Origin of the sequence: Dolichospermum sp. DET69 (assembly GCA_017355425.1) — a bacterium.
Lineage (GTDB): Bacteria > Cyanobacteriota > Cyanobacteriia > Cyanobacteriales > Nostocaceae > Dolichospermum.
Genome location: CP070233.1, coordinates 1,223,088 through 1,237,309 on the forward strand (window position 1 = coordinate 1,223,088; position 14,222 = coordinate 1,237,309).

Consider the following 14,222-nt stretch of genomic DNA (forward strand, 5'->3'; position numbering starts at 1 on the left):
ACTCCCTGCTTTTTTAAGCGAGGAGTCAGTATTAATTACCGACACTGACGATATTTCACGTGGTAAACTAAACCACGATGGGCCAGATCAAAAGAGTCAAGAGTCGCCATCCCTTGACCACTAGCGATCATTGCAGCATTCACCCGCATATTTACACTATCACCACAGGCTGACCAGACATCACCTATAGTCATTAATTTATCTTGAACGTTGTAGTCAGTTTCTCCTCTGAATGTTCTAGAAAAGACGGGGCCACGCTGACCAGCAAAAAAGTATTCTGCTCTTAGTTTCCCCGTTGTCCCGGGAGCAACATAGCCCCGATAATCAGCATCGTAGAGGGAAATTTGAAACCCTTGGGGTACTTGAATAGGAATGCTCAAATTACAGCTTTTGCGTGCTTCTGATGATTTATTGCCCAGAGCGATAAATTTATCAAATAGAATACTTAGCTCTTGACCATCGGGACTAACGTTTACACTAGCAGATCCTTCAGGGCAACCACTACCACCATATCCTGCACCTACGATTTTAACTTTGCTCTCAGCAAAGGCAGGCCCCACAGAAGCTATCATCAGTGCAGCAGCAGCCAGAGAAGCTTGTACAAACTTGATAGATTTATTCTGGAAATTTTGATGATTCATAACTTATGTGTTTTGAATATTTTCAGATCTGTGATCAAAACAGTCAAACAAAAGTTGTTGTTACACAACTTTATGGACATAAGGATGAGGACGAAGATTCAGGTGAATTTGATTCATTCAAAACCAAATTAGTCAATAAACTTAACTTTTTTTAATAATTTCCATTCTGCACTCTCAACTGCCATACCATAAATAAAAAAAATCTTCTTTATGAAATCAACAAGTTTTCATGTTTTAATCAAGATCAGAAAAAGCTCTAATAATACAACGTTTTTGAATTAACTCTTAAGATGTACAAAAATGAAAAAATATATATGTACGGTATGTGGCTATGTATATGACCCCGAAGTAGGCGATTCTGATAGTGGCATAGAACCAGGAACAGCCTTTGAAGATATTCCAGATGATTGGGTTTGTCCAGTTTGTGGTGTAGCCAAAGAAGACTTTGAGTTATATGAAGAGTAATATGGAAATAGATCCCCGACTTCTTTGAGAAGTCGGGGATCTGGATATTGGATATTACGAAAATTTTTGAAGTTGTTACCCTTGCAAATTGTAGTTATCGGTGGTGGGGCAGCGGGATTTTTTGGCGCGATTGCTTGCGCTCAAGCTAATCCCCAAGCCAAAGTTACTTTAATCGAAGCTAGTCGTCAACCTTTGGCGAAAGTGCTGATTTCCGGTGGGGGACGTTGTAACGTTACTCATGCTTGTTTTGAACCAAAAACTTTAGTCCAGAATTACCCTAGAGGTGGTAAAGCCTTGTTGGGTGCATTTACTCGTTTTCAACCTTTAGACACCATAGCCTGGTTTGCAGCCCATGGTGTGAATGTGAAAACAGAAGCAGATGGCCGGATGTTCCCCATTACAGATCGGGCGGAAACTATTGCAGAATGTTTGATTAAGGCGGCTTTTGCTGGGAAAATAGAAGTCCGTATTGGTACACCTGTAACTGCTGTCAGCCACAAAAATGCTGGTTTTGAAATTCTCCTCAAATCGGGAGAAACCAAAGAATGTGATAGACTACTTTTAGCTACAGGTAGCAGTTTAGCGGGTTATAAGATCGCTAGAGAATTAGGTCATGACATCCAACCACCTGTACCTTCTTTGTTTACCTTTAATATTGCTGACCCTCAACTGCGGGAATTAGCAGGAATTAGTGTTAATTCCGTAAATCTTCGGTTATCAAATTCAGGTAAGACCCCATTACAACAAACTGGACCGTTATTAATTACCCATTGGGGTGTGAGTGGTCCAGCAGTGTTAAAACTTTCGGCTTGGGGGGCAAGAATTCTCCATGACAACCGCTATCAATCCAAATTATTGATTAATTGGTTGCCAGATTTATCACAAGAGGAAATTAGACAAAAGCTTTTAACTGTAAAAGCCGAATGGGGACAAAAAGCGATCGCCTTACATCGTGGTGTAGACTTACCTCATCGTCTGTGGCAATACATTATTACCCGTGCGAACATTACCACAGAAGACCGTTGGGCAACCATCACTAACAAAACCTTAAATCAATTAGTCCTAGAAATCTCTCAAGGAGAATACGCAATTACAGGTAAAGGTGCGTTTAAAGAAGAATTTGTCACCTGCGGTGGTGTCAACCTCAAAGAAGTTAACTTTAAAACAATGGAAAGTAAATTAGTCCCCGGCTTGCATTTTGCTGGTGAAATACTAGATATTGATGGTGTCACCGGTGGCTTTAACTTCCAAAGTGCTTGGACAACAGCCTATTTAGCAGGTCAGTCCATGATAGAAAAAATAGGAAACAATTAATTTCTTTCTTCCTTCGCGCCTCTGCGGGAGACAAAAAGATATAACTTTTTTTAGTAAATTACTATGAAATTCAGTAAAATCCTCCACTTGCTTGGTGATTCCGTCACTAAAAATAGCCTAAAACCAGACCAAGATTTAGAAATTACCGGAGTCGCAGCCATAGACGAAGCACCATCTGGAACTCTCAGCTATATAGAAAGTTCTAAATTTGCTGTATTGCTAAATTCTACGGGTGCGAGCGCTGTAATTTTACCTCCAGATGAAAAGTTACAGAGTCAAGCTACAGAAAAGGGGATTGCTTGGTTAACAACAAATGAACCAAAACTGTTGTTTGCAAAAGCGGTAAGTCTTTTTTATCAACCCTACCGTCCTAGCCCCGAAATTCACCCTAGCGCAGTTATTCACCCCACCGCTAACATCGGTAATGATGTCTATATTGGCGCTCATGTTGTAATTTCTCCAGATGTGGAAATTGGCAATCATGCGGTTATTCATCCCAATGTCGTCATTTATCCAGCCGCCAAAATAGGCGATCGCACTACCCTACACGCTAACTGTACGATTCACGAACGGACTCAAATCGGTGCAGATTGTGTTATTCATAGTGGGGCTGTGATTGGTGCAGAAGGCTTTGGCTTTGTGCCAACTCGCACAGGTTGGTTGAAAATGGAACAATCGGGTTACACGGTTTTAGAAGATGGGGTGGAAGTAGGTTGTAATACAGCTATAGACCGTCCCGCTGTGGGAGAAACTAGAGTTGGCAAAAATACGAAAATTGATAATTTAGTCCAGATAGGACATGGTAGTCAAATTGGTTCTGGTTGCGCCATAGCAGGTCAAGCAGGGATGGCTGGCGGTGTAAAATTAGGAAATCGGGTAATTTTAGCGGGACAAGTGGGAATTGCCAATCAAGTTAAAATCGGAGATGGGGCGATCGCTTCGGCTCAATCTGGTGTTCACAGCGACATCGCACCTGGAGAGATTGTCTCCGGTAGTCCAGCTATACCCCACAAACTATACCTTAAGGTAGCGGCTATTTATCGCCGCTTGCCAGAAATATATCAAAATCTCAAACAATTACAAAAGAAGGGAACGGGGAACAGGGAACAGGGAACAGGAAAAACTCATGTTTAAAAACATGAGATTGAAATAATGACACTGTTTTTTTCGGGCTACGCATCTTGTAAAAACATCTTTTTTTTAACTGAAGCTCTAAACTGGTGCAAATGAGTGTTTCTTATCTGTTCCCTTCTTTTGTAAACCTTTATCTATCAATAGTTTTACTTTCTTTCAATAAGCCCTAATTAGTAAATATCAATCCAAGATTAGATTGAGTAGTGACTACCCTGATAACCGACAATTAACTTGTTAAGGTGTTTGAGTAGCGATCGCTAATTTTGCTCCTTTTACCTGACGCACCCGATCCATAACTCCCACTACTTGATCAAGAGTAACGGTTTTATCGGCATTCATAATCACTACCACATCCGTATTTTTCCCCATTAATTTCTTTACTGACATAGGTAAAGTATCTAGTGTTACTGGCTGACGGTTTAAACTTAGATTGCCTACTGCGTCTATAGTGACAGTGATCGGTGCGGCTGATGATTGAGTTTTTGCTGTCCCAGCTTTAGGTAAATTAACTGGTAATCCTTCAGAACGATGTAAAAATAAGGTAGACATGATGAAAAATGTCAAAATTGCAAAGATGACATCAATCATGGGGACAATATTAATCTGGGCTGGTACATCTGGTTCATCTGGTAGACGCATTATGATCTATTTCCTCTTTCATACTGACGACGATAAAGTAATTCTAACTGACCACCATATTCTTGAATCCAAGCAATTTGTCGCAAATACATTCCCCTAAAGCTATTAGCAAAAAATAGGGTAATAATAGCTACAATTAATCCTGCTGCGGTGGATACTAAGGCTTCACTAATCCCAGCGGTGACACCGGCGGTTTTCGTGCCACCGACATCACCGATATTTAATGATGCAAATGAGCCAATTAAACCTAAAACTGTACCTAGCAGTCCTAACAAGGGTGCTAAACCGATAATTGTATCAAAAATGTTTTGAAATCTTTTTAATAAGGGGATTTCTGCCTGTGCTTCACTTTCTAAAGCCAAGCGGAATTCTTCTGGGTTGGCTTCTTCTAATTCTAAGGCGGCTAAAAAAATTCGCGCTATTGGTAAATCAGCATTTTTATGTAGTATGTCCAAAGACGTGACTACATTACCTTGACGATAAAAACTTAATACCTGCTTGACTACGCGATTTTGACGGCCACTAATTCCTATCCAAAAGGTAATCCGTTCAATAATCAGAGCGATTCCCACAACGGAAAAAAATAGCAGTGGCCACATGACCACACCACCAGCTTTAAATACATTGCTAATTTCCATTGACTACTTTCTAATTCTGGACACAGCTAGATTAACAGATTTTTGTTGAGAGTAAGTCATAAATAGGCGATCGCTATGGTAGAGTATATTTATATAGAAATGAGTTACGCCGTTCAAAAAAATTTAAAAATTTAAAAAAAAAGGAAAATTTTTTTTCGAGGTGAAAATTCATTGACTTTTTTGGACAAATGTGATATCTTGATAATGGAAGTGTGTGCCTAGATAATAATTTTGTTTACATCCAATTATACTAATACGACTATATTACCACATCCAGCCCGGTCTGAACCTGAAAATAAAAATTTTTCTTCAAAAAAACTTATTTAAAATAGTCTAATAGATAATTAAAACTTATTAATTAGAGAACTGAATCTAGTTTTCTAATAAATCCGGCAAATCCTTTAATCGGTGTAAATCCTGATTCAGACGATAATTAAACTCAGTCCACAGAAACCATCTTGAAATTTATAATTGCCACGTTACCATGAAAAGTGAAGATAGTCAACGAGTACAAATATTCCTAGACAAGTGGAAAGGTTCTCAGGGAAATGAAAGAGCAAATTATCAGGGTTTCTTCTTAGAACTTTGTGATGCGTTGGCTGTAGATCGTCCAGCACCTAAAGGAAGTATAACAGGCGATCGCTATTGTTTTGATAAAGACATCAAAATATTTAACAAAGATGGTGTCACCACAAACTTTGCAGACTTCTACAAAGAAGGACATTTTTTAATTGAAGCCAAACAAGGGGGAAATGCAGCTAAACGCGGTACAGCCAAACGGGGAACAAAAACCTATGATATCGCCATGGAAAAGGCTTTTTATCAAGCTCAAAGCTATACGCCTTTTGTACCAAGTAAACCGCCTTTTTTGATTACTTGTGATATTGGTTCGCATTTTGAAATCTGGGTAAGTTTTAGTGGTAATTATGGCGGTTATGGAGCGCGGGAAAAAATTGATTTAGAACGGCTTTTAGATGAAAAAGTATTTAATCGTTTCGTTGCTATATTTAATGATCCTCAAAGTCTCAACCCAGAAAAATATCGAGCGCGGGTAACAAGAGAAGTTGCTGATACTTTAGCTAAGTTAGCGCGGTGGTTGGAAGAACAAGGACACGAACCCCAAGAAGTCGCCAATTTCCTCATGCGCTGTATTTTTACAATGTTTGCGGAAGATGTAAAATTATTGAAAGAAAATGTTTTTACTAAAGCCTTAAAAGAGCGTTGGCTTGTTGAACCGAAGACATTTAAACCCCAGATTGAAAAACTTTGGAAGGTGATGAATATTGGCGGAGAATTTAACTTTGATGAAATTCCCCAATTTAATGGCAGCTTTTTTGCCAATGCGACAGCTTTTGATTTACCGAAAGCACAGTTAGAAATCTTGTATGAAGCCGCAAATAAAGATTGGACTGAAGTAGAACCGGCAATTTTTGGAACATTATTAGAACGGGCTTTAGATAAAAAGGAACGCAAAAGTTTAGGAGCGCATTACACACCCAGATCCTATGTAGAGCGTTTGGTGCGGCCTGTTGTTATAGAACCTTTGCGAGAAGAATGGTTATTAGTTGAATCGGAAGTTGATCGGTTTTTAACTCTCAAGGAAAAACAGCAAAAACCCACAAAAGCACAAACAGAAAAAGCTGAAAATGAGATTAGGGAATTTTTAGTCAAATTACAACAAATTCGCATTCTTGATCCGGCTTGTGGTTCGGGAAACTTTTTGTATGTGACCTTAGATTTGATGAAAACATTGGAACAGGAAGTACAAATGCGCTTGCTGGATGTTTTAGGTAAGGTAACAACGAATTTATTAGAGGAATTTGATCCGCGTTTGGCTGGGAGAAAACAAATCAATCCAGCGCAATTTTTAGGAATTGAAATTAATCCTAGAGCGGCTGCTATTGCAGAATTAGTAATTTGGATTGGTTATTTGCAATGGCATTTTAAACGCTATGGAAGTACACCACCACCAGAACCGATTTTACAGGATTTTCATAATATTGAATTTCGTGATGCGGTGTTAGATTATGATGGCAAGGAGTTAGATATTGATCCCAAAACTGGTAAGGTAAGAACTCGTTGGGGTGGAAAAATGATCAAGCATCCTGTGACGGGTGAAGATGTTCCAGATTCGAGTGATCAAATTCCTATTTTTCGTTACATTAATCCTCGTCCTGCTAAATGGCCAGATGCAGATTATATTGTTTCTAATCCGCCATTTATTGGTAATGCACGAATGAGAGATAGATTAGGAGATGGCTATACAGAAACCTTACGTGAAGCTTATCTAGATGTACCTGATACTGTAGATTTTGTCATGTATTGGTGGCATAAAGCAGCACAGTTAGCGCAAGATGATAAAGTTGATAAGTTTGCTTTTATCTCAACTAATACAATTCAACAAGTTCGACAAAGAAAGATAATTGATTTTTATCTAAATCACAAAAATCCTATTCGGTTAATTTTAGCAATTCCTGATCATCCTTGGACTGATGGAGATGCAGGAGTTACTGCTGCTATGACTGGTGCTGAATCAATTAATTCTAAAAGACTTTTAAATATTCCTAAAATTGGTACTTTAGTCTCACATGAAGAAGGAATAACCCCGGAACATTCGGCAGATAAAATTAATATTCAGTGGAAAAATGTAGAGAAAATTTTCAGTAATCTCCAATCTGGAGCAGATGTCGCAGGTACTAACAAGCTAAAAGCAAATTCAAAACTTGCTTGTAGAGGAATGGAAATGAGAGGAGCAGGTTTTCTTCTCACACAAGAACAAGCCCAATTTTTAGGATACACCAAAGACAATGATAATCAGTTACCAGTAATTAAAAGATTTATCAGTGGCAAAGATATTACTGATAAGAATAGAGGTTTATTTACAATTGATCTTTGGGGACTTTCTATTAAGCAAGTTCAAGATATTTATCCAGTTATTTATCAATGGATTTATGAAAGAGTTAAACCAGAAAGAGATGTAAATAGACGAAAATCATCTCGTGATAGCTGGTGGATTTATGGGGAAGCTAGAGCTACTTTTAGACCAGCACTTAATAATCTAAATAAATATATTGCAACTCCAAGAACAGCAAAGCATAGATTTTTCATTTTTCTTCCAGCAGATTTCATAACTGAAAGTGAAGTGATTATGATCGCAATTGACGATTCTTACTTTCTCGGTGTTTTGTCTAGTTATATTCATATTGTTTGGTCATTAGCAGCAGGTGGAGACTTAGGAGGAAATACACCTCGCTATAATAACTCTGTTTGTTTTGATCCTTTTCCTTTCCCAAATCCCACCCCAGAACAAAAACAGAAAATCCGAGAATTAGGAGAAAGATTAGATTCCCACCGTAAACGAGTGCAAACACAATATCCCGAAATCACAATTACCGGAATGTATAACCTGCTAGAAAAACTCCGCAAAGGTGAAACATTTACCGAAGCAGATAAAGCATATAACAATAAAGCCTTAGTTTCCACCCTCAAACAAATTCATGATGAATTAGATAACGCCGTTTTTGATGCTTACCAATGGCAAGATTTAAAAGATAATCAAAAAACAAAAGCAGAAATAGAAGAAATAATTTTAGAACGATTAGTTAACCTCAACGCTGAACGAGCCGAAGAAGAACGTAACGGGATAATTCGCTGGTTGCGTCCCGAATATCAAGCACCAAATGAAACTACCCAACAAGTGCTAACAGAAGTAATGGAAACAGAAGCAACCGTGATTATTCCCAGCGAACAAAAAACCTTTCCCAAAGAACCAAAAGACCAACTTGCAACTATCCGCGACTTACTCCGCACAAATAACAATGAGTGGACAGTTGAACAAATTGCTGCTCAATTTAAAAATGGTGGTAGATACAAAAATGCCATTGCAGACAACTTAGAACGATTAGAATGGTTTGGGATTTTAATCTGTAGAGAAACAGGAGAAACCAAACACTGGCAATATGTAGAAATATAGTGAGTATCAAGACAAGATACCCGACTTCTTTAAGAAGTTAGGGATTTAATATTTGTCAGAATCAGGATTTTATCTTTTTCCAGTCATCATCATTTTGACTCCGCCTTGAGGAGCAAGAGTAAACCCGCGTCTTTGGAGTTTAATAGGTTTATTATCTACTAAGGCTAGTTGATGATTTAGTGCATGAGGATAGACAGTGCGTTTAATAGTTGTAAAAGTAACAAGAATTGGTTTCCTCTCTGTTAAAGCTCATAACCCATTATATAATCATCCAAAACAAAGCCACTACCAAAATCTATTACCTGATTATCAATAATTCTAAAACCAAATCGAGCATAAGCTTTAATCCCTTTTTCATTCCTTTTATTGACATTGAGAATTATTTGTTTCAAATTCATTGCTTGCGCTTTTTGGTATACATGAAATAACATCTTTTGACCATAGCCAAAACCATGTAATGACGGCAACAAATAACATTTATGAAATTTTAAATAACTGATATTATCCATTGTTTCTGAACTGTAAGATAAATAACCAACTAATTTAGAATTATGCAAAACTTGATCATAAAATATCCCTTTACTATAAATTTCATCTTCAATTACCCCTGTCCCATACATTTTAGTTAGCATATACTCAATTTGTTTAGTGCTGAGAATTGAAGAATAGTGGTTATACCAAATTTCTTGACTGATTTTTCTCAGTTCTTCCAAATCAGAATCTAATAACTTAGTAATGGTAATTGATGAATCATTCATGGTGAGAATTGTATTCTACTTAAAATTAAATGTCAGGATTGCCAAAATTAATTTACCATTTAATTGAGATAACATAGGACTCATATTTGATTTCTGTATCTGGTAAACAATACAAAAAAGCAGCTATGACAATGAATGATATATTTGACACCCCAAATCAATCCTTATCTATCCCCAAGGTCAATATTTTGACCATGTTTCGGCTGGGATTGTTTCAAATGGGGTTAAGTATGATGGCTATCTTGACTCTGGGGGTACTTAACCGAGTCATGATTCAGGAAATTGCAATTCCGGCAACTATCGGCAGCTTAGTATTGGCAATCCCTTATTTTATCGCACCAACAAGAATTTTATTTGGGCAAATGTCCGATGCTAAACCATTATTAGGTTATCATCGCACCGCTTACGTTTGGATAGGAGCAGGAATATTTGCGATCGCAGCATTTTTAGCGGTACAAGTAATATGGCAGTTAAATGCCGCTAATATTGGTGATACGTGGGTATGGACTACCCAAACAATCGGTTGGACAGCAGTTCTCAGTTTAGTTTTCGCAGTTTATGGACTGGCCATTTGTGCTAGTGGTACAAATTTTGCCGCTTTATTAGTGGATATCTCTGAAGAAGACAACCGTTCCCAAGTTGTTGGCATTGTTTGGTCAATGTTAATGGTAGGAATTATAGTTGGAGCAATTATCAGTTCTAGCTTATTAAAACAATTAACCACAACCGCCCCCATAGAAACTTTACAATCGGCAATTAATCGTTTATTTGTGATTGTTCCCGGCATAGTTTTTTGTTTAGCAATTGTCGCAACTGTGGGTGTAGAAAAAAAATATTCCCGTTTCTTCAACCGTTCTAATAAAAGCAACAGAGAAGACAGTATTACCCTACAAGGTGCTTGGAAAATCTTAACAGCTAGTCCGCAAACAGGATTGTTTTTCACATTTTTATTAGTGATGACTATTAGCTTGTTTATGCAAGATCCCATTTTAGAACCTTATGCAGGGGAAGTATTTAAAATGCCCTTAGCAGAAAGTACCAAACTCAACGTTTTTTACGGAACAGGGATATTAATTTCCTATGGGATTACAGGTTTTTTCATTGTCCCCCGTTTAGGTAAAGCGCGAACTATAAAATTAGGTTGTATTTTAGTCGCATTTGCTGCTTTATTAATCGGGTTTTCCGGATTTTCTGCTAATCCATCTGTACTGAAATTAACTTTAGTTTTATTTGGTTTAGCGACTGGTTTTGTTACCACCGCAGCAGTTACTTTAATGTTAGACTTAACAATTGCTGAAGCCGCAGGAACATTTATTGGGGCTTGGGGACTTGCTCAGTCTCTCTCTAGAGGCTTTGCAACTGTAATTGGTGGTAGTGTTTTAGATTTGGGACGCAAGTTATTACCCGATAATTTAGTATTAGCTTATGGGTTAGTATTTGGATTAGAAGCGATGGGAATGTTAGTATCAATTTGGTTTTTGAATCGTGTCAATGTCACAGAATTTAAAACTAATACCAAACAAGTTTTAGCCTCTATTCTCGAAAGTGATTTAGATAATTGACAAATAAAAGATTAATTGACTAAGTAGGTATAATTAAATATAATATGGGCAGGCTAGAAGCCCACCCCACAAGAATATTATACTTATTGTGGGGTGGGCATCTTGCCCGCTTATATTAACAATATTATTTTGATATTATTTCAGCCTATCTACTTATCGTCACCAAAAAAACTTATGATAATCTAAATAAATCATAACCAGGGATTATTCTATGAGTTACTATATTGCTCCTAGTTTTCTTGATAAACTTGCAGTTCATATTACCAAAAACTTCTTAAACATTCCTGGGATTCGAGTTCCCCTGATTTTAGGAATTCATGGCCGCAAAGGAGAAGGAAAAACCTTTCAATGCGAGTTAGTTTTTGAGAAAATGGGTATTGAAGTAACTTTGATATCTGGAGGAGAACTAGAAAGTCCAGACGCGGGAGATCCTGCGCGGTTGATTCGGTTGCGTTATCGGGAAACAGCAGAATTAATCAAAGTGCGCGGTAAAATGTGCGTATTAATGATTAATGATTTAGATGCAGGTGCGGGACGTTTTGACGAAGGAACTCAATATACAGTAAATACCCAGTTGGTAAATGCCACACTGATGAATATTGCTGATAATCCCACAGATGTGCAGTTGCCAGGAAGTTATGATTCTAATCCTTTATGTCGTGTGCCGATTATTGTCACCGGTAATGATTTTTCTACTCTCTATGCACCATTAATTCGTGATGGGAGAATGGACAAATTTTACTGGGAACCTAACCGCGATGATAAAGTGGGAATTGTGGGGGGAATTTTTGCAGAAGATGGACTTTCACAACGGGGAATTGAACAATTAGTTGATACTTTTCCTCATCAATCAATTGACTTTTTTAGTGCTTTGCGTTCCCGGATTTATGATGAACAAATTCGGAGTTTTATCCATCAAGTTGGTTTTGAAAATGTTTCTTTGCGGGTTGTCAATAGTTTAGAGGGACCCCCAGCATTTAAAAAGCCAGATTTCACCTTATCTCATTTAATTGAGTCGGGTAAATTTATGGTGGGTGAACAAAAACGGGTAGAAACTTCTCATTTAGTTGATGAATATAATCGCTTGAATCGTGGTAAGGGTTATCAAGAAACCGCTCCTGTTGCGGAAGTTCCAGTTAATAAACCTGTGATTAATCAACCTACTCATTTAAGTTTAGAAACTCAAGCACAAGTTAGACAAATTTTAGCTCAAGGTCACACAATTGGACTTGAACACGTTGATGAACGCCGTTTTCGGACAGGTTCTTGGCAAAGTTGTAGTGCTTTTAATATTGATGCCCATTCCGATGCTATTTCTACTTTAGAATCTTGTTTATCTGAATATAGCGGTGAATATGTGCGTTTAGTAGGAATTGACCCACAAGCAAAAAGACGGGTAGTAGAAACAATTATTCAGCGTCCCAATGGCAAGTAATCAGTATTTTTTGAATTAATCTAGAGACGTTCCATTGAACGTCTCTACATGGAAGTTTATATTAACTAAACTGGAGTTAAAAATAGTTTAGCTTCTGCTTGTCTTCTCCGTTTTAACCCTACTTCCACATTGCTACCAGGATTTCTATATTTTAGAAAAGTTTCTTCAATCTCATCCCACTGCTTATCTCTCAAAACTCTAGTCATACTTTTGAAGTTGTCACTACCATAAAAGTTAGCACCTAAGTTATAACCAAAGCTTAATAAAGCTCCCTGTTGATTTGCATTTAATTCATTCCAAACAGGAATTTTTGCATAGGTGGTAGATAGCTATTCTCTAGCTGAGAAATCAACAGTTCCTCTGCTTGTGCTTTAGTAATTGTTTCACCCAATCTCCATTCACTACCATCTTTTTTGCGAGTAGTTCCCCAACCAATAGTGATAGGTTTACCTCCAGAAAGAGGATCAGGATAAGCCTTGAGAAATAACCCTTCAAATTCTTTAATTAGAGCAACTCCAGGAAGAGGTACTTTTCCAGATGAACCACCATAAAGACCTTTTTGATCCGTATTCAAACTTTTTTCTGGAACCATGTCTAGTTCTGGGGTTTTGTTTGGTGTTGCTATTAGGTTCTCAAGAGATTTATTTAAAGCATTCTGAGTTTTTTGTCCTACTATTCCATCTGAGGTTAAACCCTGTTGTTGTTGAAATTGTTGGACTGCTACGACAGTTTTATTTCCAAAATCACCATCTATTGCACCAGGATTCAATTTAAGTTCTGTTAAGATTCGTTGCAACTGCTCAACTTTTGCACCTTCAGAACCCTTTTTGAGACTTTCATTACTATTGAGAATTAATTTACTGACCATAAAATACTCTGATAAGTGGATATAAACTGATTATTATTTAATAATATACCATAACAATTAAGTAAGTTAGTATTAAAAGTTGTCGTTATGAAAAAGCAAATTCTGATTTGATCTTCCAGCAGTTACCATCATGAATAAGTAGAGTTAAATGAGTTGCTGTGTATTCACAATCAAACTGACGATTTACAAATTCTGGCCAAGCAATGCGAAAATTCTGCTTTGTTAAATCCCGAAATGCTACTGTGAGATGAGGGACAAAGGGACGAGTTTTCTCAACTTGATCAATAATTCCCAAGTTGGTTTCTAGATATGTGATTAAATTAGTTTGCAAACTTAAAAGTGCTTGATTTTTAACTACATTAATGTATATAACACGGGGCGGAAAGGCAGCAAACCCGTTAAATGTAATTGAAACTGACTGCTGTTGAATAGCGAATGCTTGTAGGGATGTTTCTAAACTTGATATAGAAGTATCTGCCCATTCAAAAGGTGGTTGCAAGGTAATATGGGGCGGTGATTTTTGGGCGCTGTCACTGGCATATTTATCTGCAAAATACTGTTTAATGTCGTTTGCATATTCTTGAATATCCTGTGGTGGTAATAGAGCAATAAAAAAGCGACTCATTTAATTTTAAACCTTTCATTGTCTGAATCAGGATGTCCAGGATTTGAGGATTTACAGGATGGTAATTTATCATTTTTTATGTGAATGTTTAGATTAGTTTTCTTATCATTGAAAATTCTTGTTATCTGAATCAGGATGTCCAGGATTTGAGGATGTACAGGATGGTAGTT

General features: G+C 37.4%; 11 protein-coding genes and 1 pseudogene. 6 read left to right on the forward strand and 6 right to left on the reverse strand.

The features are described from left to right. Positions 1 to 35 precede the first annotated feature (35 nt). The gene (locus EZY12_05990) at positions 36 to 641 is read right to left on the reverse strand and encodes a DUF4360 domain-containing protein (GenBank protein ID QSX69195.1); all 606 of its coding nucleotides are present in this window, start codon (positions 639 to 641) and stop codon (positions 36 to 38) included. A 300-nt stretch (positions 642 to 941) separates the two neighbouring features. Here EZY12_05990 and EZY12_05995 point away from each other — a divergent pair, with 300 nt between their 5' ends. The 3 genes from EZY12_05995 to lpxD all read left to right on the forward strand — a co-directional run bounded on the left by EZY12_05995 (position 942) and on the right by lpxD (position 3,554). After that, positions 942 to 1,106, forward strand: coding sequence for a rubredoxin (locus tag EZY12_05995; GenBank protein ID QSX69196.1), 165 nt, complete (start codon positions 942 to 944; stop codon positions 1,104 to 1,106). A 72-nt stretch (positions 1,107 to 1,178) separates the two neighbouring features. Next, entirely contained in the window at positions 1,179 to 2,420 is a 1,242-nt protein-coding gene (locus tag EZY12_06000; GenBank protein ID QSX70538.1) for an NAD(P)/FAD-dependent oxidoreductase, read from the forward strand. 63 nt (positions 2,421 to 2,483) lie between these two features. Beyond that, positions 2,484 to 3,554 carry a UDP-3-O-(3-hydroxymyristoyl)glucosamine N-acyltransferase gene (gene lpxD / locus EZY12_06005; GenBank protein ID QSX69197.1) on the forward strand — a complete coding sequence of 357 codons (1,071 nt, stop codon included), beginning with the start codon at positions 2,484 to 2,486 and terminating at the stop codon, positions 3,552 to 3,554. Positions 3,555 to 3,788: 234 nt separating this feature from the next. On the opposite strand, the gene EZY12_06010 is transcribed toward lpxD, so the two are convergent. Beyond that, on the reverse strand, positions 3,789 to 4,193 hold the full coding sequence (locus tag EZY12_06010; protein QSX69198.1) for a biopolymer transporter ExbD: 405 nt from the start codon (positions 4,191 to 4,193) through the stop codon (positions 3,789 to 3,791). Further along, on the reverse strand, positions 4,193 to 4,831 hold the full coding sequence (locus EZY12_06015) for a MotA/TolQ/ExbB proton channel family protein (GenBank protein ID QSX69199.1): 639 nt from the start codon (positions 4,829 to 4,831) through the stop codon (positions 4,193 to 4,195). Before EZY12_06015 ends, EZY12_06010 begins: the two co-directional genes overlap by 1 nt. A gap of 3,736 nt (positions 4,832 to 8,567) precedes the next feature. Here EZY12_06015 and EZY12_06020 point away from each other — a divergent pair. After that, complete coding sequence (locus EZY12_06020) at positions 8,568 to 8,804, forward strand: hypothetical protein (GenBank protein ID QSX70539.1); 237 nt, start codon at positions 8,568 to 8,570, stop codon at positions 8,802 to 8,804. A 242-nt stretch (positions 8,805 to 9,046) separates the two neighbouring features. Here the strand turns inward: EZY12_06020 and EZY12_06025 are convergent, their stop codons facing one another. Then, positions 9,047 to 9,562: a GNAT family N-acetyltransferase gene (locus EZY12_06025; protein ID QSX69200.1), complete on the reverse strand. Its 516-nt coding sequence runs from the start codon at positions 9,560 to 9,562 to the stop codon at positions 9,047 to 9,049. 125 nt (positions 9,563 to 9,687) lie between these two features. On the opposite strand from EZY12_06025, the gene EZY12_06030 reads away from it, so the two are divergent. Together EZY12_06030 and EZY12_06035 are read left to right on the forward strand one after the other, a co-directional pair. Further along, positions 9,688 to 11,124 (forward strand): BCD family MFS transporter, encoded by a 1,437-nt coding sequence (locus tag EZY12_06030; GenBank protein QSX70540.1) that lies wholly within the window; start codon positions 9,688 to 9,690, stop codon positions 11,122 to 11,124. Positions 11,125 to 11,335: 211 nt separating this feature from the next. Then, positions 11,336 to 12,559, forward strand: a complete 1,224-nt coding sequence (locus tag EZY12_06035; protein QSX69201.1) for a ribulose bisphosphate carboxylase small subunit — start codon at positions 11,336 to 11,338, stop codon at positions 12,557 to 12,559. 65 nt (positions 12,560 to 12,624) lie between these two features. On the opposite strand, the pseudogene EZY12_06040 reads toward EZY12_06035, so the two are convergent. Then, positions 12,625 to 13,427 (reverse strand): annotated as a pseudogene (locus EZY12_06040) (peptidoglycan-binding protein). An 85-nt stretch (positions 13,428 to 13,512) separates the two neighbouring features. Then, positions 13,513 to 14,052, reverse strand: coding sequence for a 2'-5' RNA ligase family protein (locus EZY12_06045; protein ID QSX69202.1), 540 nt, complete (start codon positions 14,050 to 14,052; stop codon positions 13,513 to 13,515). Positions 14,053 to 14,222: the final 170 nt, after the last annotated feature.